The organism is Vreelandella boliviensis LC1, from assembly GCF_000236035.1.
GTDB lineage: Bacteria > Pseudomonadota > Gammaproteobacteria > Pseudomonadales > Halomonadaceae > Vreelandella > Vreelandella boliviensis.
Genome location: NZ_JH393257.1, coordinates 100,565 through 122,074, shown reverse-complemented (window position 1 = coordinate 122,074; position 21,510 = coordinate 100,565). Strand labels below are relative to the sequence as shown.

General features: G+C 57.0%; 21 protein-coding genes. 6 read left to right on the top strand and 15 right to left on the bottom strand.

From position 1 onward, the window contains the following. Positions 1-83: 83 nt before the first annotated feature. The 5 genes from KUC_RS00530 to KUC_RS00510 form a co-directional block, all read right to left on the bottom strand. Entirely contained in the window at positions 84-1,724 is a 1,641-nt protein-coding gene (locus KUC_RS00530) for a BCCT family transporter (RefSeq protein ID WP_040479071.1), read from the bottom strand. Between the two features lie 105 nt (positions 1,725-1,829). Continuing rightward, positions 1,830-2,870, bottom strand: a complete 1,041-nt coding sequence (locus tag KUC_RS00525) for a YcjF family protein (RefSeq protein ID WP_007111098.1) — start codon at positions 2,868-2,870, stop codon at positions 1,830-1,832. After that, positions 2,867-4,270 carry a YcjX family GTP-binding protein gene (locus KUC_RS00520; protein WP_007111097.1) on the bottom strand — a complete coding sequence of 468 codons (1,404 nt, stop codon included), beginning with the start codon at positions 4,268-4,270 and terminating at the stop codon, positions 2,867-2,869. Before KUC_RS00520 ends, KUC_RS00525 begins: the two co-directional genes overlap by 4 nt. Positions 4,271-4,363: 93 nt before the next feature. Beyond that, positions 4,364-4,552, bottom strand: coding sequence for a hypothetical protein (locus KUC_RS00515; RefSeq protein ID WP_007111096.1), 189 nt, complete (start codon positions 4,550-4,552; stop codon positions 4,364-4,366). Positions 4,553-4,613: 61 nt separating this feature from the next. Further along, positions 4,614-5,483, bottom strand: coding sequence for a D-hexose-6-phosphate mutarotase (locus KUC_RS00510; protein ID WP_007111095.1), 870 nt, complete (start codon positions 5,481-5,483; stop codon positions 4,614-4,616). A gap of 201 nt (positions 5,484-5,684) precedes the next feature. On the opposite strand from KUC_RS00510, the gene KUC_RS00505 reads away from it, so the two are divergent. From KUC_RS00505 to KUC_RS00490, 4 genes are all read left to right on the top strand, one after another. Further along, positions 5,685-5,927, top strand: a complete 243-nt coding sequence (locus KUC_RS00505; protein WP_007111094.1) for a GlsB/YeaQ/YmgE family stress response membrane protein — start codon at positions 5,685-5,687, stop codon at positions 5,925-5,927. 164 nt (positions 5,928-6,091) lie between these two features. Then, on the top strand, positions 6,092-8,557 hold the full coding sequence (locus tag KUC_RS00500) for a DUF1266 domain-containing protein (protein WP_007111093.1): 2,466 nt from the start codon (positions 6,092-6,094) through the stop codon (positions 8,555-8,557). Between the two features lie 199 nt (positions 8,558-8,756). Beyond that, the gene (locus KUC_RS00495; protein ID WP_050804794.1) at positions 8,757-9,284 is read left to right on the top strand and encodes a C40 family peptidase; all 528 of its coding nucleotides are present in this window, start codon (positions 8,757-8,759) and stop codon (positions 9,282-9,284) included. 26 nt (positions 9,285-9,310) lie between these two features. Next, complete coding sequence (locus tag KUC_RS00490) at positions 9,311-10,501, top strand: MFS transporter (protein WP_007111091.1); 1,191 nt, start codon at positions 9,311-9,313, stop codon at positions 10,499-10,501. Positions 10,502-10,524: 23 nt separating this feature from the next. Here the strand turns inward: KUC_RS00490 and KUC_RS00485 are convergent, their stop codons facing one another. From KUC_RS00485 to KUC_RS00465, 5 genes are all read right to left on the bottom strand, one after another. Further along, the gene (locus tag KUC_RS00485) at positions 10,525-11,139 is read right to left on the bottom strand and encodes an ABC transporter ATP-binding protein (RefSeq protein WP_007111090.1); all 615 of its coding nucleotides are present in this window, start codon (positions 11,137-11,139) and stop codon (positions 10,525-10,527) included. Then, the gene (locus KUC_RS00480; RefSeq protein ID WP_007111089.1) at positions 11,132-11,956 is read right to left on the bottom strand and encodes an ATP-binding cassette domain-containing protein; all 825 of its coding nucleotides are present in this window, start codon (positions 11,954-11,956) and stop codon (positions 11,132-11,134) included. The genes KUC_RS00485 and KUC_RS00480 overlap by 8 nt, the downstream gene beginning before the upstream one ends. Positions 11,957-12,039: 83 nt before the next feature. Then, entirely contained in the window at positions 12,040-12,840 is an 801-nt protein-coding gene (locus KUC_RS00475) for an ABC transporter permease (protein ID WP_007111088.1), read from the bottom strand. Further along, a complete protein-coding gene (locus tag KUC_RS00470) occupies positions 12,837-13,817 on the bottom strand; it encodes an ABC transporter permease (RefSeq protein ID WP_007111087.1) in 981 nt (326 codons plus the stop codon). The genes KUC_RS00475 and KUC_RS00470 overlap by 4 nt, the downstream gene beginning before the upstream one ends. Continuing rightward, a complete protein-coding gene (locus KUC_RS00465) occupies positions 13,808-15,397 on the bottom strand; it encodes an ABC transporter substrate-binding protein (RefSeq protein WP_040479067.1) in 1,590 nt (529 codons plus the stop codon). The genes KUC_RS00470 and KUC_RS00465 overlap by 10 nt, the downstream gene beginning before the upstream one ends. Positions 15,398-15,507: 110 nt before the next feature. On the opposite strand from KUC_RS00465, the gene nikR reads away from it, so the two are divergent. Continuing rightward, positions 15,508-15,909 (top strand): nickel-responsive transcriptional regulator NikR, encoded by a 402-nt coding sequence (gene nikR, locus KUC_RS00460; RefSeq protein WP_007111085.1) that lies wholly within the window; start codon positions 15,508-15,510, stop codon positions 15,907-15,909. Between the two features lie 73 nt (positions 15,910-15,982). Here nikR and KUC_RS00455 read toward each other — a convergent pair whose 3' ends face one another. Continuing rightward, complete coding sequence (locus tag KUC_RS00455; RefSeq protein ID WP_007111084.1) at positions 15,983-16,465, bottom strand: FKBP-type peptidyl-prolyl cis-trans isomerase; 483 nt, start codon at positions 16,463-16,465, stop codon at positions 15,983-15,985. A gap of 176 nt (positions 16,466-16,641) precedes the next feature. On the opposite strand from KUC_RS00455, the gene KUC_RS00450 reads away from it, so the two are divergent. After that, a complete protein-coding gene (locus tag KUC_RS00450) occupies positions 16,642-16,923 on the top strand; it encodes a hypothetical protein (RefSeq protein WP_040479065.1) in 282 nt (93 codons plus the stop codon). Between the two features lie 146 nt (positions 16,924-17,069). Here KUC_RS00450 and KUC_RS00445 read toward each other — a convergent pair whose 3' ends face one another. From KUC_RS00445 to KUC_RS00425, 4 genes are all read right to left on the bottom strand, one after another. Further along, positions 17,070-17,540: an outer membrane lipoprotein gene (locus tag KUC_RS00445; RefSeq protein WP_007111082.1), complete on the bottom strand. Its 471-nt coding sequence runs from the start codon at positions 17,538-17,540 to the stop codon at positions 17,070-17,072. Positions 17,541-17,847: 307 nt separating this feature from the next. Continuing rightward, positions 17,848-19,446, bottom strand: coding sequence for an isocitrate lyase (locus KUC_RS00440; protein WP_007111080.1), 1,599 nt, complete (start codon positions 19,444-19,446; stop codon positions 17,848-17,850). A gap of 411 nt (positions 19,447-19,857) precedes the next feature. Continuing rightward, positions 19,858-20,283, bottom strand: a complete 426-nt coding sequence (locus KUC_RS00430; RefSeq protein WP_007111078.1) for a GNAT family N-acetyltransferase — start codon at positions 20,281-20,283, stop codon at positions 19,858-19,860. Continuing rightward, positions 20,283-21,473: a cupin domain-containing protein gene (locus KUC_RS00425; RefSeq protein WP_007111077.1), complete on the bottom strand. Its 1,191-nt coding sequence runs from the start codon at positions 21,471-21,473 to the stop codon at positions 20,283-20,285. The genes KUC_RS00430 and KUC_RS00425 overlap by 1 nt, the downstream gene beginning before the upstream one ends. Positions 21,474-21,510 lie beyond the last annotated feature (37 nt).

Genomic DNA, 21,510 nt, shown 5'->3' with positions numbered 1-21,510 from the left:
AACCTGCTGTGAAATAGTAATGCCCCTTGCTGGTTTCAGCAGGGGGCATTTTTTACAGTTGCCTAAATTTTTAACTGCAGGTATTACTGTCGAATAAGCCGCAGCTCGCCATTGAGCGCCTTGATGATCGAATAGCACATTAGCAACATCACAATCGAGAACGGAATAGCGGTGGCGGTGACCCCTGCCTGAAGCGCGGTCAGGCCACCACCGATAAGCAGCACAATCGCGATGAGACCTTCGACGACCGCCCAGAACATCCGCTGAGGTCGCGGAGCGTCGATTTTGCCACCGGCGGTGATGGTATCGATGACCAGGGAGCCGGAATCCGACGAGGTAACAAAGAAAATCAGCGCCAGGACGATGCCCAGGGTCGACATCAGGCCCGTCAACGGCAGTTCGTTCAACATGCCGAACAGCGACAGCTCGGGTCTGTAGTTGTCGATTACATACTCTTTAACCAGGCTGCCCGCCGGATCCGCATAGAGCTGTTCAAGGGCGGTTGAGCCAAAGACGCCCATCCAGATAAAGATAAACAGACTGGGAACCAGCAAAACGCAGAGTATAAACTCACGCACCGTACGGCCCCGGGATACCCGAGCAATAAACATCCCCACGAAAGGTGCCCAACTAATCCACCAAGCCCAATAGAAAATCGTCCAGGACTGGCGATAGGCATCGTCGTCACGCCCAAATGGCGCCGACAGAGGCAGAAACTCAGTGACGTAGGTGGTAAGCCCCGACCAGAAGCCGGTTAGCGCCAAAAGCGTGGGGCCAGCGAAGAGCACGAAAAAGAAGAACAGAACGGCTAAGATCATGTTGATCTCGGAGAGCTTCTTTAAGCCACCTTCAAGACCGCGCCAGACCGATACCAGCGCCACCGCCGTCACCAGAATGATGACGATGACCTGGGTCATGGTGCTGACCTCCAGGCCGAAGACAAAGTTCATCCCCGCATTGGCCTGCTGTGCCCCAAGCCCGAGGGACGTTGCCAGCCCGAAGAGGGTGGAAAACACAGCTAAGATATCGATCACGTGCCCCCACCAGCCCCAGACACGCTCACCAAGAATGGGAAAGAACGCCGATCGAATTGAGAACGGCAGGCCCTTGTTATAGGTAAACAGGCCTAGCGCCAGCGCCATCACCACATACACCGCCCAGCCATGGATACCCCAATGAAGATAGGTGCCCGCCAGACCCATGGCGCTGGCGTCATCAATAGCCGCTGGGTTCAGCACCCCATCGGCGCCGAAGGGAGATGCGATACCCAGAGGCAGCGAAACATTGGCGTGGTAAACCGGCTCGAGTACGCCGAAGAACAGCAGGCCGATGCCGATGCCTGCGGTGAACAGCATAGCGAACCAGGAGAGATAGCTGTGATCCGGTCGGGCATCGGCCCCGCCCAGCCTGACTGAGCCATAGGGCAGAACCACCAGTGCTAAGCAGAACAGAATAAAGAAATCGACCAAGATCATGAAGTACCAGTCCAACGTTCCCGTAGAGAAGGCAACAATGGACTGAAAAGCGCTCCCTGCACGCTCTGGAAAAAGCAGGGTGAGGATGATGAAAATGGCTGAGGCAAGCGCGGATACCACAAAAACGCGGTTGTGGATGTCAAAACCGATGGGGCCAAGCTGCCCCTTGATATTGTCCTGACCGACGACATAGTCGGTCTGCATGTCGCTCGTTTCTGAAGGCGACCCAGGATCATTGGAATTGTTCATACACTACGACCCCTCATTGGAGGATGCTATGTCAAACACCCATCATGAGGGTAAATAGCGTTGAATCCCATCTTGCGGCCGAAAACAGCCTTGTCGCCGGTTACTTCATTTTCGGCTTTGCGGCACCGGTTCTTTGTCGAGCCGCTTGATTTGTCGCCACAAATCTTGGCGCAGGTCGGCGATTTTGGGTTGTTCATCGGCATTGAAGGGCACCGGGCGGCAGAGCCGCTGTGCGCGTAGCCCTAGGCGTGCGCTCAGTAGCCCGGTGGCAAGCCCTTGGCCTGCGCGTGCTGAAAGGCGCCCGGCTAAATCCAGCGAGAGCATATCCATGCTGGCGTCGGTGGCCAGTTCGCTGGCCCCGGCAAAGGCCATATTATGCAGCACATTGCGAAATAGCCGCAGGCGGCTGGCGTAGCCCAGCTCCAGCCCGTAAAGGCGGCAGAGCCGATCGACCATCGCCAAGCTACGCCAGGCCACCAGCGCCATATCCACCAGCGTTAGCGGGCTAATCGCGACCATGATGGCGGTTTCGCCGGACATGCGGGTGATCAGTCGCTGGGCTTCGCGGTCACGCGGTGTTAGCAGGTGGTAACGCAGCAGCGTCTGGATCTCCTCGCCGCTATGGTGGGGCTGGCTAGCGCGTTGAAAGGCCAGCCAATGCGGGTCATCGTCGGCGAGTTTGAGCTGACGCCTTAACTGCTCAGCCATCGCCCGGGCCTGCTTGGGCGAGCGTAGCGGCAGCTCGGCAAGCTCGCCGCGTAGTTTGTCGTGGCGTTTCAGGCGACGCAAACGGCCCAGCTCTTTGAGCAATGAGATCCCCCCTAGACCGATCAAACTGATCCCGAAGGCCTGCCAGGCCATGGTCAACCACTGGGATTGGGCCAACGCATCGGGTATGCCGGTGACAAGCTCCGCGGTGCCCAACCCAGCGCCGCCTGCCAGTGCGAATATTAGTCCCCAGCGGCGTTTGCGCGGCGCACCCAAACTGGCGGCGGGCAGGGCTTTATCTTCTGGAAGGGGCGCCAGCGGATGGTGCTCGCTGGTGCCAGCAAAAGCTTCGCGCTGACGCAGGGCTGTCTCTACATCTGCGGTCTCTTCGGGCTTGTCATCCAGATTAAAATGACGTCGTGGCTGTGGGGTGGTCATGTCAGTTTGTCTCCAATCAGCCAGTCGATGGTGGCGTCCATGCGAATATGATCAAGCGCTTCTGAAGTGGTTGGCATCGGGCGAAAGCCGGGGAAGTCGAAGCCCTGCTGCTGCCAGAAATCGGCAGCGGGTAGCTGTGCGGGCACATCGCCGGGGTAAACCAATACCTCTTCGCCTTCCAGGGTGGTGCCACGTAGCGCGGGCGAGCGTTTGCCCTCATGGGTCACCTCGCGTGCTTCAGTGGCACGGATAGCCGCTAGCGAGAACGCTTTAACCGGCACGTTGGCAAAGCGCAGGTCTTTGAGCGGCTCTGCCAGCAGCGTTTCAAGCAGTTGAACCACGTGACCGTGCTGGTCGGGGGTCACGTGATCAGCCTTGGTGGCGGCAATGGCGAGCCGGTCAATTTTAGGCGCGAACAGGCGGGTGAGCAGGCTGCGTTTGCCGTAGTCGAAGCTGTGCATTAACTGGCGCAACGCACGGGAAAGATCTTCAAAGCGCTCTGGCCCTGCATTGAGCGCGCCAAGCACATCCACTAGTACAATCTGGCGGTCAAAGCGGCGGAAGTGATCGCGATAAAAGGGCTTAACCACCTGCTGTTGATAGTAGCGAAAGCGCGCCGCCAGGGTGGCGTAAAGGCTATTGGCGGGCAGGGCTTCCAGCGTTTCTCGCGAGGTGTTGAGTTGAGAGGCGTCGAGCTGAGGTAGCGGGAAAAACTGCAGCACGGGTGCGCCTTCCAGTTCGCCGGGCAGCAAAAAACGCCCAGGCTGCAGATCGGAGAAACCGGCCTTTTTGGCACGGCGTAGGCCTTGAGCATACTCCTCAGCCAGGGCCGCAAGCTGGGATTCATCGGCCTCGCCCGCCGGGTCAAGCTGCTCTACTGCGGCAAGCCATTCGCTAAATAGGCCGCGACGCTGTTCACCTTCATGCAGTGCTTGGGCCTGGCTCCAACTGTAAAAGTCGTGCTGCAGCAGTGGTAAGTCGAGTAGCCACTCGCCAGGGTAGTCGAATAGATCCAGGGTAAGGTGAGCAATTTCAGGGGTTAGCCAGCCGCTGCGGGCAGGGCGATAGCGCAGTTGTAAGCGTAACTCGCTGATGCCGCGGGTGGGGTCTGGCCAGCGCGGCGGCGTATCGCGCAGGGCGGCCATACCGGGGTCGTAGGGAAAACGCGGTACGCCCAGGTCGGGCTGGTTAAGCCGCTGGGCGCCGAGCAGGCGACCTTCCCGGGCGGCGGGCAGTAAATCGAGCTGCGCCTCTACGCCAGCATGGCGCAGCTGGTTGACCAGTGAGGTCAAAAACGCGGTTTTTCCCGCTTGGGAGAGGCCGGTGACCGCTAAGCGCAACTGGCGATCTCGCCCGCGCTCTAATAAATTGCTCAGTTCGCGACTTAACGGCTGGCGCATCCTGTTGATCCTTTTGTGGCAATTGACCACTATCCATTAACAGCGCTAACCCACGACAGTGAAAAGGGCTGATTGACCAGTGCCGGCATCATATTAGCGAAACACTAATAGTAGCTGCGAAAGCATCGGCAGGGGGGCAATCAAAAAGCCAACCCCCGCCAGAGTGTAACCGGGCCAGCGGCGGGTCATCTTCTGCGCCAGGGTAAGGCCGACCAAGCACACCACCATACCGATTAAATTAAAGGCGAGCGTGGCTGCCTCTAGCCATTGCTGCGGATCCATCGGGTCTCCCTAGCTCAAATAGCAGTGAGCGCATAATAACAAAGCGTTAATGAACCGAAGATTAACCGCGGCTGAGAGTGGTGCCTAACAGGTGCTGGGCGCCCGGCACCAGCCAGACCGGGTCTAGGCGTGTATTGGCAGCCTCAACACAGATAAAGTGGCGTGCTACATCGGCGGGCGTGTCGCTGGGCAGGTCATTGTTGGGGTGCCACACCACCGTGGAATCACTCGACTGCTTGCCGATGCGCAGGCTACGCTCGCCATCGTTGAGCAGCACGGCTTCATTGGTATGGTAAATGCGATCAACGGCACCCTGAACGGCTAGCGTACCCTGCTGTTCACTCTCAGCAAAGTCGCGCAGTTTGTCGAGATAACGCGCGCCGGAAAGGCCTTCCAGTCGGCACTGATGCGTATCGGCAACGGCTAAGTAAGTATGCAGCGCGCCGCTGGTTTTGACCGGTGTTTCGCCGATGTTTTCGCTAATCAGCTCAACGTTTAAGCGCTGGGCGTTGGCTTGCACCACCAAGCGCGCGGTGAGCAGTGTATGCAGGGGTTGCGCTGGGGAAAGGTGGAGCTCAATTCCCTCGGCGTGCTCATCAACGGCGTCCAAACGCCAGTCGGCGTGGCGGGCAAGGCCATGGAAGGGGCCGTCGTGGTTGGGGCTCTCGTCGGCATAGCGCTCGTCGGCGAACCACGGCCAGCAGAGCGGGATTCCACCCCGGATAGCGCCTGGCAGCGCCTGAGGCGTTGGCGTCAGCCATAACCAGTCGCTATCGTCTACTGGACGGAAATGCAGCACTTGAGCGCCCTGGAGGCTAATCACCAACTCGCCCCACGGCATATTAAAAAGCACTACTTCGCGGTCTTCCCACTGAACCGTTTGCTGTCCTTGAGTGCTTTTAATCAGTTGATTGAGCGAGTCGGGGATCATGAATTTTCCTTTAAGAGTTGCCAAGCATCTATTTCGATAGGCGCCGAACACTAACGCTGTGTGCTATGGTAGAACAAGGGTGACTAGTAGGTAAAACGCCTACTAACATACGTAGTTGAAACACGTAGTTGAAACACGTAGTTGAAATACATAGCTGAAATACGTAGTTGAAACCCGTCATTAAATAGTAAGGAGACTATTATGGGCTTTATTGCATGGCTAATCATTGGTGGTTTAGCTGGTTGGATCGCTGGCAACATCATGCGCGGCGGCGGTTTCGGCATCTTGGGTAATATCGGTGTCGGTATCGTTGGTGCGGTCGTGGGTGGTTTTTTGTTTAGCCTTTTAGGGCTTACATCCGGTGGCTTTATCGGTTCGCTGGTCACCGCGACTGTGGGTGCCGTAGTGCTCCTGTGGGTGATTAGTAAGGTTAAAAAAGCGTAGCGATTAAGTTGCTAGCTGTATAACACCGCCCGGCCTTGTGCCGGGCGGTGTCGTTTTATGCCTGCCTCTGCACAGGGCTATCGGTGTTCGCGCCACTTTCCGTTACACTAGGCAGCTTTACTCCGGCTTTTTGCTGGTGACATTGTGCTTTTTCGAGGTGCCTCTTGATCGACGCGTTAAATGCCTGGTGGGCCCAACAGCTGGTGCTGTGTGATTGGGCGTTTACTCCTCATCCGTTGGCGGTCGATGCAGGGGCGGCGGAACAGCGCCTGCTGCAACTGGGCATTACCAGCCGGGGCGAGCTGGCCGAGCAGTTGTTCCATGGCCTGGGTGCGCCCGCAGGCAGTGCCGACCGTTTGCTAGGTGCCCTAGAGTGGGCCGCGCTGGCGGGGGCGGCGGGCTGGTTAGAGGCTGATCAAGCCCGCCATTGGGCGCATCATCTAACCCGTCGCATCACCAGCGATTACAGCGATCTACGCGCCTGGCTAGCGGATCTACGCCGTGCGTTAGGTGCACGGGGTTGGGAAGTGGGGGCCGACGACCGTTTTATCGACGCTTGCCAGGCGCTGGCCAACCTTGAAACCGATGGCGAAGGCATTACCTGGGAGGCACTCGAAAACGCCCTGGCTAAACTGCCGACTCCCGCCCCGTTATGGCCCCAACAGCCTGAGGCGCAGAGCTGGCGGCTATGCGCTCTTTTTCGGCCGATTATTGTCTATCCCGCCAGTCAAACCGATTGGCCCGAGGCTACCGAGTGGCTTGCCCATGTGTGGGATGTCCAAGACCGTGACGCGCTTATTGGCGTGATGCTATGGCTAGGCGCTCAAGGCGAGCGCCAACGCTGGGATATCGAAGCCCGTGAGCTATTGAGTATGGACAATGCCCAGCGCATGGAGTGGCAGCGTAGTGTGGTAGAAGAGTCGCCCTATGCGCCGGTGCTGAATAAATTCGTCACCCAAGGCGAGCCCCTGGAGTGGGCGGCTTGGGATTGGCTGCGGATTGTTGAACTCGCCTGGGCTGGCGCCTGCTGTGGCTGGCTTAACCAGGCAGAGGCCGATGACTTAGCGGGGCACGCTGCCGATTTGATCAGTCGCCGTTACCACGATTGGTACGCGGTGCTGAACGCCTACGGGCGCGGGCAGAGCCTGTTTGACGGTATTGACCGGCGGGGTAAAACACCCAGCGAGCGTCATCAGTTACTGCTGCACAGCACCCACAGCCCCTGGAAGCGTCCACCGGGGGATCTATTGGATGAGCCCACGCGCAAGACATCCCAAGAGCGCATTCGGCTATGGCGCAATACGTCCCATCACTGGCTGTTGGCGCTGGCCAGCGTCCGCGAACCGGACGCCATGTTGCGCCAGATAGATCCCTCCGCGGCGCTGCCGGAAGAGCAGCGTGCCGACGCGGCGCTGTATTTGCAGGAGTCACTTGGCTTACATGCCGATGAAGGCGCACATGCACTGGCGCGCTACTGGCTTCCCGCCCAGGCGCACCATCTTAATCAGTTGGCGGCCGACGCGGTGCACGGTGTTTTGCCCCCTTCGCAAAGCTGGTTTGGACAGCCGACCCCAGAAGAGCTTAAACAGCGCAATGCGGTTAAAGGGGTGAGTCGCCATGCAGCCACTATCCATATGGCCGAAAAATTCGCCTTCTATCTGCATATGTCCCTCGATAGCGGCTTATTGGATCGCGCGCCGTTAATGGCGTATGCCAACGCGCTGCGAAGTTGTCTGTGCCGTTTTTATCCCGATGCAAAACGTCTGTTAGAAGCTTGGTTCGCTTGGGAAAGCTGTCTGCCCGAGCCAGAGCACGCCTCGCTGGTGAATGAAATTATTTGGCACATAGAAGATCCTGGCAGCCTGTTTCACTGGCTGGATTGGAGCCACGATGCCTGGCGTGAGCCGGGTAGTCGCCCTACCTTGAGCCACTTTACTGCCATGTCGTTGGTGGGCCCGCTGAACAGTGCGGTTTGGAGTGAGCCCCAGCCCGAGAGTGCCCGCGAGTGCGCCGAGATTCGCGAATGGGTGGAGAGCCACTACCACTTGAGCAACGCTGGAGATATGCAGGAGTTTTTGACCTACATGCTCGAGTCGGGGGATCGCCAGGAGTATCAAATTAACTATGCGCCCTATACCCTCAATACTGAGCGCTTAAGCGCTGAGATCGCCATTCTTGAATCCGGCGACTGTGCTGAAGATGAGCGCCACCACCTGCTTCGCTTACGCCGTGTACGTGACAACGAAGACGGCTGTAATGAGGTGGATATGGCAGCTTGGGATATTGCCCAACTGGTCGATCTGGCCATTGCCGCCCGGCAGCTTGGTTGGCTGGATAGTGCTGCTTTCGCCAAGGTGTTGGATCGTGCTTACCAGTTGGCGGCGGACCATTATGCTGGGTGGCAGGAGTATGCCATGGGGATGTATGCCGGCTTCTCGTTTTTTATGGGCGAAACCCCAGAGCGGGAAAGCTTTTTAGCTGGTTTCCGTCAGGCGCTGGTGGCTTGGGTATGCGGCGCGCCGGTCTTGGCTGGCCCATGGGTAAGCTTGGATTTTCCGGGCAATAAACCACGCCATTTTGCGCCACTGCATATTGATACTCTGCCCGGCGATCAGCGCACGTTACATTGATGCTCGCCAAACATATGATAACTAGCTTATAGTCGTGCATAGAAAAATTAGTTTTTTCATACCATCCTCTTTTCAATGTCACGAGGTTAATCGCATGGTTGCGTTCCCACGCCCCGCTGTGACCGCTGTCCGTGTTGTAAGTGTTTGTTTTATAGTTACATTGGTTGCTGGCTGCGCAGGCTCTGCGCGACAGAGCAATATGCAGGCCCCGGAGAATTACTTCTCGATGACGTTGCCGGGGATGGGGGCGAACCCGCAAATGTCCCCGGTTGATCCTATCGATGCGCATCTGCGCAGTTTGCAAGTACCGCCGCCAACAGTGATTCGCGAGGCGCTGTTGGCTCAACATCAGCGCTGGGCAGGAACGCCTTACCGAATTGGTGGCACCTCAGAGAGAGGCATCGACTGTTCGGCCCTGGTTCGCAATGTTTACCGTGACACCTTTAATTTAGAGCTTCCGCGCTCCACCCGTGGCCAAGTACACGAGGGACGCTCGATCGACCGCCAAGAGCTGCAGGCGGGCGATCTGGTGTTCTTCCGCCCGCCGGGTCGCTATAACCATGTGGGGATCTATGTGGGCGATGGTTATTTTCTCCACGCCTCGACCTCAAAAGGGGTGATTATCTCCAGCCTGGATAATAGTTACTGGCAGCGCTACTACTGGCAGTCACGTCGCGCGCTGGAGCCAACGCATCTGGCCCAACTGGGCGGTAGTGTTTTCCAGTAGTCAGACCGCACACTTTTAGGAATGGCATGATTGAAGCCAAAACGCGCGCCTGGTGGCGCGCCACCTTGGCGCTTTGCCTTGGCTCATTTCTTGTTTTTATCAATTTATACGCACCGCAGCCGCTGCTGCCAGGGTTAAAGGAGGCCTATCAGGTCTCGACCTTAGGCGTCAGTCTGCTGATGTCAGCGTCGACCCTCTCCTTGGCTATTGCGCTGTTGGTCTTCGGCCCGCTTTCGGATGCTATTGGCCGCGAAGGTATCATGCGCATCACTCTGCTGTTAGCAGGCGGCTGTTCGATTGCCTTGGCCTTTGCGCCCACCTTTGAAAGCTTGCTGCTGCTACGCCTGGTGCAGGGCTTTGTGCTGGGCGGGCTGCCGGCAGTGGCGATCGCCTGGATGGGCGATGAGTTTGAGAAGCCTGCGTTGTTAAGCGCCGTTGGGCTCTATATTGGCGCCAATTCACTTGGCGGAATTAGCGGGCGTATTGTTGGCGGCGGCGCCGCTGAAATTGGCGGCCCCTCCGCGGCATTTCTAGCGGTAGGCATCATGACGCTAATTGGTTGCGTGGCGTTTTGGCGTCTGTTACCCAATAGTCGCGCCTTTACTCCCCAGCGCTTCGAACTGCGCAAAGCGGCAAGCGATTTAATTAATCATTTGCGCAACCCAGTGCTGCTCGCCGCTTACTGCTTAGGGGGTATCAACTTCCTGATTTTTATCAATCAATACAGCTATATCACCTTTCGATTGGCGGCAGCGCCATATCAATTAGCCGCCAGTGGCCTGGGGCTGATTTTTTTGACCTATCTCGGCGGTACATTCGGCTCGATGATTTCTGGTCGATTGGCTGGGCGGTTTTCTCCCGCGGCATGCATGATGGTAGGAGTAGTGATTTTAATGCTGGGCACGGCGATTACTTTATCGGATTCGCTGCTGCTGATTATCGTGGGCTTAACCGTTAATGCCTTCGGTTTTTTCCTGGCCCATTCGTTGGCCTCCAGCTGGGTAGGCCGCTATGCCCAGGGGGCGCGGGGCAGCGCTTCGGCGCTTTATTTGGTGTTTTACTACGTGGGGGCCAGTTTGGGCGGCTTCTGGCTAGAGCCGTTCTGGCGTTGGGCCGGGTGGGCAGGGGTAAGCATTGGCTCGTGGCTACTGCTGAGTATCACACTGATCATTGCTTTCGGCCTATGGCGCTTTGAGCGTCGCCAAGCGGCTAGCTAACCGTCACCATTTGCACGCATCAACTACCATGGCTTCAGCTGACCTTCGCTTAAGTGCAAGCGCTGTGGGCAAAGTCGTTCCAGCAATGCGCTGTCGTGACTAATCACCAGCACGCCAAGCTGGCGTTGTTCCGCCTCTCGTTTTAGCGCCTGCCAAAGCTCAAGCTGGGTGATTGGGTCGAGCATGGTGGAGATCTCATCGGCGACCAGAAAGCGTACCTCCGGCGCCAGTGCCCGCAATACACAGACGCGCTGTAGCTCTCCCCCCGATAACGATTGAGGAAAGCGAGATATCCAGCTTGGCTGCACGCCAAACGCTTGGCACTGTGCGTCAGAAGGTGTCCAGGCTTCACGCAGTATTTTGCCTACCCGCCAGCGTGGGTTAACCGCCAGCTCCGGTGACTGCGGTAGCCACTGCACGGGCTGTACGCCGCAGGTGGGCAGCGCCTCGCCATCCAGGATGACATCACCCGTTTGGGGGGCTAAGTAGCCCGCCAGCAGTTTACCCAGCGTCGATTTACCCGCTCCCGAGTCGCCGCTTAACCCTAGCCACTGACCCGCGCGCAGCGTTAGCGAAACGTCCTGAAGTAGCGGTAAGCTGGGGGAGAAGTGAAAACTAAGCTGGCGTGCTTTAAGCAACGTTCGCCTCCTGTTGTCGCCTGCTCATTCCGGTTGTTGCAAAAGCGTTGTCCGGCAGTGCTAGCCACAATGCCTGTGAATAAGCGTTGGTAAGCGAAGCGCCACTACCTTGAAAAGCGCAGACGGGCGCGGTTTCGACCAGCTTGCCGTCACGCATAATAGTGACGCGGTCGGCTATCGGCAGCGCATGGCGCAGGTCGTGGGTAATCAGAATCACGCTTTTGCCTTGGTCGGCCAGTTCGCGCAGTGCATCCAGCACCCGCTGGCGCTGGTGAGGATCAAGGCCCACGCTGGGCTCGTCGGCAATCACCAGCTTGGCTTGGCTAACGTGGGCCATGGCCGTCAACACGCGCCGGGCCATGCCGCCGGAAAGCTCGTGGGCATAGGCCTGCTGTGCGCGAGCGTCTAACTGATAGTGATCAAGGGCTTGTTGGGAGGCGTGCCGAGCGTGGGCCGATGAGTGGCCTGCGCGTTGGGCCGCCCAGGCCACTTGACGCTGAGTACGCACCAACGGGTCTAAGGCGCTTAGCGATTGGGGAATTAGTGCCAGCTCCCGGCCGCGAAGCTGGCGTTGGTGTGACGCATTAAGCGGTTTTCCTTGATAGTACAGTTGACCATTTAAGTATGCAGGTGTTGGCAGTAAACCCATAATCGCATAAGCCAACAGACTTTTTCCGGCACCTGATGCACCCACCACTGCATGTACCTCGCCTGCGGAAACCCAGAGCGAAAATTCATCCAGACAGGTGGCCCAGTCGCGCTTCCACCAGGAGGTATACAAAGGTAGCTGTAGCGATAATTGGTCAATTGTTAACACGGCATGCCTCCCAACAATAGTTTTACAGCCAGTGGTTTTTTACAGCTAATGGCTTTTTACAGCTAATGGCTTTCTGAAAAGCGTTAAAGCGCACGGCGTAGGTGGCTGGAGAGGCGCTTGAACCCCAGCACCATGAGTAACAGCCCCAAACCTGGAAATACCCCCAGCCACCAGTAACCGCCGCTCAAATAGCGCATGGCGTCGGCCAGTAACACGCCAATAGCGGGCTGGCTGGGGCTTAAGCCAAAGCCCAAAAAGGTCAACGCGGCTTCGTGAAGAATCGCGTGGGGGAACAGTAGTAGGGCGCCAACCAGGCAGTGGGGAATAAGATGGGGGAGCAGGTGGCCGTGGAGCACAAACCAGCGCGATTTACCCAGAGCGCGGGAGATGCGCACATAGGGCGCCTGCCGCAACTGCCATAGCTCGGCGCGTAGCACCCGGGCCAGGCTTGGCCAGTGGGTCACGGCCACGGCAATAATCACCGCTTGGGTGCCGCCGCCCAGGGCAAAGGCGATCAGCATTAATAAAATCAGGTGGGGCACGCTGAGCAGCGTATCAATCAGCAGACTCACCAGCGCGTCCAGCCGCGCTGACAGCGTGGCTATGGCTGCCAAGCTCAATGCAATCAGCGTACTCAGTAGTGCTGCCAAGCAGCCCACCCAAAAGCTTAGCGCCAGCCCCGCCAGGGTGCGCGCCCAGAGTTCCCGGCCTAGCGCGTCGGTGCCCAGCCAATGGTCAACGCCAGGCGGAGCAAGCCGGGCGTTAAACTGCATCTGCTGCGGTGAATCGCCGAGTAGCCACTGGCTGGCGATCAACCCAATCACCAGCAAGGCGGTTACACCCAGGCTGAATGCGGCACGCAGGCGCGGTTGAGTCTGCCTCATAGTCCACCAGGCTTAATGCGCGGGTCGATAACGCCGTAGAGGCTATCGGCGATCATATTGCCGACGCTGACAAACAGCGCGGTAAAGAGCGCAATGCCCAGCAGCAGCGGAACATCACTGCGCAGGCCGGCTGCCACCGTGGCTTGGCCTAAACCTGGGTAGGCAAATACCTGCTCGATTAAAATGGAGCCGCCAAAGAGCTCTCCCAGTGAGGCAAACGCCAGCGTAATCGCCGGTAAACTGGCGTGGCGAAGACCGTGGCGCCAGGCCACATCAAGACGGCTGGCGCCCTGGGCAAAGGCGTGGGTAGCAACGTCTGAGCGCATTAGCTCAAGCATGCGGGTGCGGGTGTGCAGGGTGATATTGGCGATGCCGAGCAATGCCAGGGTAGCCACCGGCAGCAGTAAATGGTGCAACCGTGTGGCTAGGGTGACTTCCTGATTTAAGGCCCCTGCGGGTCCTGCGCAGCAGGTGGGCGTCCAGCCCAACGTCACTGAAAACAGCAGCACCGCAAGTATCGCCATCCAAAAGGCGGGCGTGGAGGCGGTAATGAAGGCGTAAGTGCTGATGATGTTATCCAGCTTGGAGCCCTCTTTGGCGCCCGCCACAACCCCTAGGCTAAAACCCACCAGCGCAGAGAGCAGCCAGGCGCTGCCGAGTAGCGCAATGGAGCGTTGAAAGCGCTGGCCGATCACCTCACTAACCGGCTGGTTATACACATGACTCCAGCCTAAATCACCGCTTACTAACTGGCGGAGCCAGTGGCCAAACTGAACGGCAGGTGACTCATCAAACCCCCAGCGCTGGGCAATCAGTGCGCGCTGCTCAGGGCTTACCTGGGCCATTTGCGGGCCAAGGTAGGCATCAATGGGGTCAATGGGCGAGGCCATCATCAGCCCATAGGACACCAGGGCGACGCACAGCAACACCAACGCCAGGCGAGCCAAGCGCTTGGCGATAGGCGTAATCAGTCGCACGTCCAGCGCCAATCAAGCAAGTTGGCGGTGATCGGCCAGCCGTGGCCGTGAGGCGCCACACCCAGCTCGCCGACATCTAAGCAGGTATCGGTAAAATAGACGTGTTCCAGATTGACCAGCCAAGCCCAGCTATTATCGCCGCGCACACCGTAGCCGGTGGCACCGTCCCACTGCGCAGCCTGCCACTCGCGGTTGGCTTGCTCGATACTTTCTGCTGCCTGGGCGGCGTCCAAGTGGGTGTCTACCTTTGAATTAGCATAGAAGCCGCTGTTGTAGAAACCATTACCAGCATGCTGGCTGTGGAAGAGGTAGTAAACCTCTTGGGGGCTGTGGCTGCCAAAGCCAAACATAATGGCGTCCTGATGCAGCGCTTCGCGCTGGATTTCGTCCCAGTGACGGCCGGTGGGCTGTATCTCAATTCCCAGTGGACGCACCATCTCGGCACTGACTTCCGCAAGCAGTTGTCGGGTGGTATCGCTGGAGGGGTAGGTAAGTCGAAAGCTAGCGGGCAGGCCATCTTTATAGCGCAGGCCATCGTCGTGTAGCTGCCAGCCTGCGGCATCGAGTATCTCCTCCGCCTGCTCAAGGTCGGGCGCGGCAAGGCGTTCATCGCTACTGCTCCAGGGCAAACCGTCCGCCGGGCCAAAAGCGGGGCGCCCGTAGCCATGCAGGGCCACCTCCACCAGCGTATCGCGATCAACCGCAAGGTTAATCGCCTGACGGATGGCAATATCTGCGGTCACGTCGTTGCCAATCGGCGCGCCGGAGGCGGCGTGTTTGCTATTAGCAGACTGCATGGGGAACAGAATGCCGCGATTATCGACGCTCTCCATGCTTATGCGCTGCATATGCGCCGGAACATTGGTGGCTAGCGCTGGGGGAACCGAGGCGATATCAACCTGGCCAGCATGGGCGGCACTAAGCGAGGCGTCTTCACCGGTAAATAGAAACACCAGCCGTTCAAACGCGGGCGTAGGGCCGTAGAAGTAAGGGTTACGTTCAACAATGAGCTGCTCGCCTTCCTGCCACTCTACTAGCTGATAGGGGCCGGAACCCAGGGGCTGGCGGCCATACTGCTCGCTATAGCCGTTGTCACGCTCGGCGCTCGGCACAATCCCCAGCGTCATTAGCTGATCAACAAAGGTGATACGAGGGGCGCGGAGATGAAGCTTGACGGTATACTCATCCACGGCTTGCGCATGATCCAGGGCACTTAGGTCGGCACGCCCACCTGCCTTGGCCGCGGCGTTGAAGGTATAGGCCACATCTTCAGCGGTCAGCGGCGTGCCGTCGGTAAAGCGGGCATCGTCACGCAGCGTGAGTGTCCAGGTCAGGCGATCTTCAGAGAGCGACCACGCAGTGGCCAGTTCTGGCTGTGGCGTAAGGTCTCTGCCCCGGGAGAGCAGCGTCGACTGAAACATTGAGTTACCGTACTGCCCCCAGCCCAGCAGCGGGTCGAAACCCTGTTCAGGTTCGCCGCCAATGGCAAGCACCAACTGCTCTTTTGCCTGCACAGCGGTGGCCACGACTAAACAACTTAGTGCAATACCCAGTAAGATGGGCGGAGTTGGTTTAGCCATCGCTTTATCCTTTATGCTGTTAGCGTCACTGGTATGATGTTTTTACAATAACATCATACTAACGGCGGCGGCAGCACAATAAAAGCGTGTCATTACAAGAGGGGGCGTGAATGCAGCGTGTAACAGTAACGCTTGATGAGGAGCTAGTGGCGGAAGTGGACGCGTTGATGCGCGAGCGTGGCTATCAAAACCGCTCAGAGGCGATTCGCGATTTGACCCGTAGTGGCTTAAAGCAGGTGAGAGAAGAGGCTGCACCGGACTCGCCCTGCATGGGCGCACTGGTGTATGTCTATGATCATGCTGCTCGCGAGCTGTCCAAGCGCTTAACGCGCCACTCCCATGACCATCATGACCTTACGCTTTCGACCCTGCATGTGCATATCAATCATGACAGTTGCTTGGAAGTAGCGCTGCTCAAAGGCCAGGGGCGTGCGCTCAAGCAGTTTGCCGCCGAAGTCACCTCATCGCGGAGCGTGCGCCACGGGCAGCTAGTGCTGATACCCGATGAGTAGGCAGTTTTGTTGTTAGATATAAAAAAGGGCGACCCGATCGGGTCACCCTTTTAGAACGCAAGCGCGAGAGCAATTAGTGCTCAACGCCGCCTTCGCCGTGCACGTGGCCGTGCTCTACTTCTTCAGCGCTGGCTTCACGTACTTCAGCGATCTCAACGTCAAAGTTGAGCTGCTGACCTGCTAGCGGGTGGTTGCCATCGACAACGACCGTATCGCCTTCGACTTTCTTGACGGTCACCATCAGTGGGCCGCCTTGGGTCTGGGCTTGGAACTGCATGCCCGGCTCAATGCTTTCAACGCCCTGGAAGGCATCGCGGGGTACTTCTTGCATCAGCTGCTCTTGCAGCTCGCCGTAACCTTCTTCAGGGGATACAGCAACGTTCAGCTTATCGCCTGCCGCGCGACCTTCCAGCTCTTTCTCGAGACCTGGAATAATATTGCCGGCGCCATGTAGATAAGTAAGTGGCTCACGGCCTTCAGAACTGTCAAGCACTTCACCAGCGTCGTTGGTCAGGGTGTAGTGGAACGCGACAACTGAGTTTTGCGCAATTTGCATGGAATAACCTTTCGGGGAGTGCATGTACCGATATGGTAACGCGTGTGGGCTGGCTTGTCAGGGGGTAGCGGCGCTTTTTCCTACTCACCACTTTTGGCGGTATTGCGCGCCAGGGTGACCAGGGATACCCTACGACCATCACTTTTTCCTTTGCCCTATTACTTATGGAGCATGAAATGACAATCTTGATTATTTGGCTTATCGCATTTTGCCTAATTGCTTATTTTTCTTATCAGCGTTGGAATAGCGGTGTCAGCCAGGGATTAGATAAGGTGTTACCCAGTTTTTTGAAAACTCATGGCGACAACCGCTATCTATGGGTGATTACGCTGGCAGTGCTGGGCGCAACGACGTTAGTCAAGCCGGTGGATATGCTGCTGGTGGTTATTCTGTTGGGCCTGGTTGGCTGGGCAGTCATGGCGTTGGTTAACTGGGCGGGCAGCAAAGCTAACCACTGACGACACCTACAGCAATAACATAGAGATGCAGGCATAACTAGGCAGTAGCTAAGCAGTAGCTAAGCAGTAGTTAAAAAGCCCGGTCATCACGATAGATGGCCGGGCTTTTTTTGTGACGATGAAGCGCTATTCAATAACGCTTTCTATCAATAGGGCGCAACACTCATGCTGGCGCCATTACCAATCATGCGTACACGTTGTCCCGCTTGATATTGATGGTCAGCTTTCTGAACGACGACCACGTTGGTGCCGTCATCGCGACGAATTTCCATTTCTAGTGCATTAATGCGGTTAGTCGCATCTTCAGCGGCCGTGCCTGCCACTGCACCACCGAGTGCGCCTGCAACAGTCGCCAACTGGCGACCTGAGCCGCCGCCCACTTGGTTACCCAGCAGACCACCGATAATCGCGCCACCGCCGCTACCTAAAAGGCCGCCTGCACGGCTTTCTGCTTGGATCTGTACCGGGCGAATCGCCACAATAGTACCGTAAGTGACACTTTGGCCGGTTTGCGCTTGGCTGCCGCGATAGACATCACCTGAATAGGGTGCAGTGTTGGCACAGCCTGCCAGCGTGAGAATGCTCAGTGCGGCAACAGGTAGAAGAAGACGTTTCATTAAAACCTCCAGAGTGTCTATTTTTATAACTGTCATCCATGTACCTGTCACCGATAGGGCAGGCAAAGGAGAGATTGCAGTTAAAGAACAGTGTTCGTTAAAGATAGCCGATGCTAATGTCTTTGACCAGCGATCTTATAAAAAGATCAAAGCTGATAGAGCGGTAGCCAAAAAATAGCTTAATGGAGAGTCTAACAGTGTATTAAGAAAACAGTGTGCAAATATCGCTAGACAAGCAAAAACAGGAGGCCAAGAGGCCTCCTGTCGCAGGAGTTACATGGTCAATTAAGGCGTTAGAGCCTGCTAATTAGCCAAACTGGTTCATGGTATTGTCTTTACCACCGGCTTTGAGCGCGGCATCGCCATGGAAGAACTCTTTGTGATCATCACCGATATTTGAGCCTGCCATATCCTGGTGGCGAACAGTGGCGATTCCCTGGCGAATTTCCTGGCGCTGTACGCCTTTCACGTAAGCCAGCATACCTTCGTCACCGAAGTAGCCTTTCGCTAGATTGTCGGTGGACAGGGCTGCGGTATGGTAAGTCGGCAGCGTAATTAAGTGGTGGAAGATACCCGCTTCGCGAGACGAGTCGCGCTGGAAGTTACGCGTCCATTCATCGGCCAGCTGGCCAAGTTCGGTCTCGTCGTACTCGGCGCTCATCAGCTTGTCGCGCTGGTAAGCCGAAACATCTTTACCCTCTTCCTGCCACGCATCGAACACTTGCTGGCGGAAGTTTAAAGTCCAGTTGAACGACGGTGAGTTGTTGTAGACCAGTTTGGCATCCGGCACGACATCGCGAATCCGATTAACCATGCTGGCGATCTGGCCAACGTGAGGCTTCTCGGTTTCGATCCATAGCAGGTCGGCGCCGTTTTGCAGGCTGGTGATACAGTCAAGAATCACGCGATCTTCGCCAGTGTCTGGTTTGAACTGGTAAAGGCCCGAAGCGAGACGCTTGGGTTTAACCAGCTTGCCGTTCTGCTTGATGACCACGTCGCCGTTGTTGATGTCGGCGGCGTTCTCAATCACATCGCCGTCCAGGAAGCTGTTGTACAGATCGCCTAGGTCACCTGGTTCATTGGTGACGGCAATTTTCTGCGTCAAACCAGCACCGAGTGAGTCGGTACGCGCAACGATAACGCCATCTTCAATGCCGAGTTCCAAAAAGGCGTAACGCACGGCGTTAATTTTGGCCAGGAAGTCTTCATGGGGCACGGTGACTTTACCGTCCTGGTGACCGCACTGCTTCTCATCAGAGACTTGGTTTTCCAACTGGATACAGCAAGCACCCGCTTGAATAAACTTCTTGGCTAGCAGGTAAGTGGCTTCTGCGTTACCAAAGCCAGCGTCGATGTCAGCAATGATCGGGACGATATGGGTTTCGTAATTATCAATTTTGCTGATCAGTTCCTGCTCTTTGCCGCTGTTGCCAGCCTCTTTGGCTTCGTCCAGGGCGCGGAACAGGTGGTTAAGTTCCCATGCATCGGCTTGCTTTAGGAAGGTGTAGAGCTCTTCGATCAAATCCGCGACGGAGGTTTTTTCGTGCATTGACTGGTCGGGCAGTGGGCCGAATTCGGAGCGCAGCGCGGCAACCATCCAGCCTGACAGGTAGAGGTAACTACGTTTGGTGGTACCAAAGTGCTTTTTGATCGAGATAAGTTTTTGCTGACCAATAAAGCCGTGCCAGCAGCCCAGTGACTGGGTGTACTGTGCGGTATCAGCATCGTAAGCAGCCATATCTTCGCGCATGACTTTGGCGGTGTAGCGAGCAATGTCCAGGCCGGTGTGAAAACGGTTTTGAGCACGCATACGGGCGGCATACTCAGGTTTGATGGCTTCCCATTTGCCGCCTTGTGCTTCGCGTAGCTGGGCCATTGCTTTGATATCGTCGAGCAGTCCTGTCATGAGCTTACCCTCTTCGGTTGTGATAGCAGTTCTTAAATGCTGATGGTGTTTCGCCAATCAGTGCTTGCTAATGCTGCACCTGCGAAGGTGTGTTCAGCATCATTGAATTTCGCGTTTTTGTCTTTAAGCCAATCGTCTCTAAGCCAATCGTATTGGGTGCTAGAGACATAAGAGCTAAGTGCATCTGATACAGCGTCGTGGGCTTGAAGCATTCACCCCATCGCCATAGCGCTGCAATGCAACAACTATCTACGAGGATGGCTCAATGAACAATTGGCACTTGGGGGCACAGGTCGTTGTAACCCGACTACAGGAAGGTGCGAAAACGGTGGGTTTGTGTAGTGGTTTTTCGTCAGGAAGGCATAAAAAAGCACTGCCGAGGCAGTGCTAGAGATCAATCAAGATAGCTTATTACACGAGCGAAAGCGTCATTTCTCTATGGGGGATGCCTGCATCCAGAAACTCATCGCCGTGGGCGACGAAGCCTAACCGCTCATAAAACGCCAGAGCATGTACCTGAGCGCTGAGTGCCACTTGGGCGTGACCCGCATAGCGGGCTGCTTCAATGGCGGCTTGCATCAGCAGCACGCCAATGCCAGTACCGCGGGCATCGGCAAGCACTGCGACACGGCCAATATGGGCATCGGGCAGTAGGCGTGCGGTGCCTACCGGCTGGCCGTCAAGCGTGGCTAGAAAGTGCACGCACTCGGGATCCAGGCCATCCCACTCCTCTTCCAGGGGCACGCTCTGTTCATCGATAAACACTCTGCGCCGGATTTCGCTGGCCGTCGAACCAAGCGTTTCCCAGTCACCCGTACTAATGTGGGTAATCGCCATTAGTACTCCTCGTCGTCATCACCTTCATCGCTCATAAAGCCCAGGCTACCGGTATTGACCAACTGCGTGAATAGCGCAGCGGCACCGTCAAGCTCAAGGTCTTCGGCGTAGAGCGGGGTGGTGTCGGCAAGTCGCTTAGCTAACTCAGCCGAGCAGGCGTGGCCATCGCCATCGACAAATAGCGTGGTGCCGCTGGCATCACTACGCCAAGCAAAGCGTGAGCCAGGCATATGATAGAGCGGATCGCCATCTTGTAGTTGAGCAACAAGCGCTGCTTCGTCCATCGGCGTTTCAAGCGGCACCACTTGATCGACATATTTTGGCTGGGTCATCACCCGGCCAAACCATTGGGCGACCTGAGTAGGGTTATCCAGCGTGGATATAATCAGCTGACGCATGCGTTCAACGGCCGCGTCGTCCAATTCACCGAGCTGCTGCGCAGGCGTCATGCCCGCATCGCTGTAACGCTGGGAGGCGGGAAGCTGCTCGCCCAAATAGTCTGCGTAGGAGGTGATTGCCTCGTCGGCGGAAGGTGCGCGAAAACCAACCGAAATGGTCATGCAGTCATCGCTCTGGCTAATGCCGTGATGCGCCCAGCCGGGAGGGAGATAAAGCATGTCGCCTGGGTCAAGCACCCAGTCGGAGTCGGGTTCTACGGTGAACTCCTTCAGAATGCGCAGATCGATGCCTTGGATAATCGGCGCATCATCGGTCAGTTTGCCACCTAGCTGCCAGCGGCGGTGGCCACTGGCCTGGAGTAAAAAGACATCGTACTGATCGATATGCGCGCCCACATTGCCGCCAGGAGGCGCGTAGCTGATCATCACGTCATCCAGCCGCCAGCGGGGCAGGAAGTCAAATTCGTCCAACAGCGCTGCCACTGCGGGCACATAGTGATCAACTGCCTGTACCAGCAGACTCCAATTGTTTTCCGGTAGCCGTTCAAAGGTGGCTTCATCAAAGGGACCGTGGGAGACCTGCCAAGGGCCATCCGGGCCTTCTTCTTCGACTAGGCGTGCTTCTACGCCAGGCTCGCAGGCGAGACCGGCCAGCTCGTCAGCCTCAATAGGGCTGATGAAATCTGGCATCGCGCCACGGATCAGCAGCGGCTTTTGCTGCCAATAATTGGCCAGAAAGTCTGCGGCGGTAAGGTCGCCCAGCAGGGTTAACGGCTTATCGTGATGTTTCATGGCATGCCCTGACGTTAGTAAAATGGCGTTATTAAAT

Bases quoted from the DNA above. Each gene is read 5' to 3' on its own strand.
- KUC_RS00530 (WP_040479071.1), bottom strand. From the start codon at position 1,724: ATGAACAATTCCAATGATCCTGGGTCGCCTTCAGAAACGAGCGACATG.
- KUC_RS00525 (WP_007111098.1), bottom strand. From the start codon at position 2,870: ATGACCACCCCACAGCCACGACGTCATTTTAATCTGGATGACAAGCCC.
- KUC_RS00520 (WP_007111097.1), bottom strand. From the start codon at position 4,270: ATGCGCCAGCCGTTAAGTCGCGAACTGAGCAATTTATTAGAGCGCGGG.
- KUC_RS00515 (WP_007111096.1), bottom strand. From the start codon at position 4,552: ATGGATCCGCAGCAATGGCTAGAGGCAGCCACGCTCGCCTTTAATTTA.
- KUC_RS00510 (WP_007111095.1), bottom strand. From the start codon at position 5,483: ATGATCCCCGACTCGCTCAATCAACTGATTAAAAGCACTCAAGGACAG.
- KUC_RS00505 (WP_007111094.1), top strand. From the start codon at position 5,685: ATGGGCTTTATTGCATGGCTAATCATTGGTGGTTTAGCTGGTTGGATC.
- KUC_RS00495 (WP_050804794.1), top strand. From the start codon at position 8,757: ATGCAGGCCCCGGAGAATTACTTCTCGATGACGTTGCCGGGGATGGGG.
- KUC_RS00490 (WP_007111091.1), top strand. From the start codon at position 9,311: ATGATTGAAGCCAAAACGCGCGCCTGGTGGCGCGCCACCTTGGCGCTT.
- KUC_RS00475 (WP_007111088.1), bottom strand. From the start codon at position 12,840: ATGAGGCAGACTCAACCGCGCCTGCGTGCCGCATTCAGCCTGGGTGTA.
- KUC_RS00465 (WP_040479067.1), bottom strand. From the start codon at position 15,397: ATGGCTAAACCAACTCCGCCCATCTTACTGGGTATTGCACTAAGTTGT.
- nikR (WP_007111085.1), top strand. From the start codon at position 15,508: ATGCAGCGTGTAACAGTAACGCTTGATGAGGAGCTAGTGGCGGAAGTG.
- KUC_RS00455 (WP_007111084.1), bottom strand. From the start codon at position 16,465: ATGCAAATTGCGCAAAACTCAGTTGTCGCGTTCCACTACACCCTGACC.
- KUC_RS00450 (WP_040479065.1), top strand. From the start codon at position 16,642: ATGACAATCTTGATTATTTGGCTTATCGCATTTTGCCTAATTGCTTAT.
- KUC_RS00445 (WP_007111082.1), bottom strand. From the start codon at position 17,540: ATGAAACGTCTTCTTCTACCTGTTGCCGCACTGAGCATTCTCACGCTG.
- KUC_RS00440 (WP_007111080.1), bottom strand. From the start codon at position 19,446: ATGACAGGACTGCTCGACGATATCAAAGCAATGGCCCAGCTACGCGAA.
- KUC_RS00430 (WP_007111078.1), bottom strand. From the start codon at position 20,283: ATGGCGATTACCCACATTAGTACGGGTGACTGGGAAACGCTTGGTTCG.
- KUC_RS00425 (WP_007111077.1), bottom strand. From the start codon at position 21,473: ATGAAACATCACGATAAGCCGTTAACCCTGCTGGGCGACCTTACCGCC.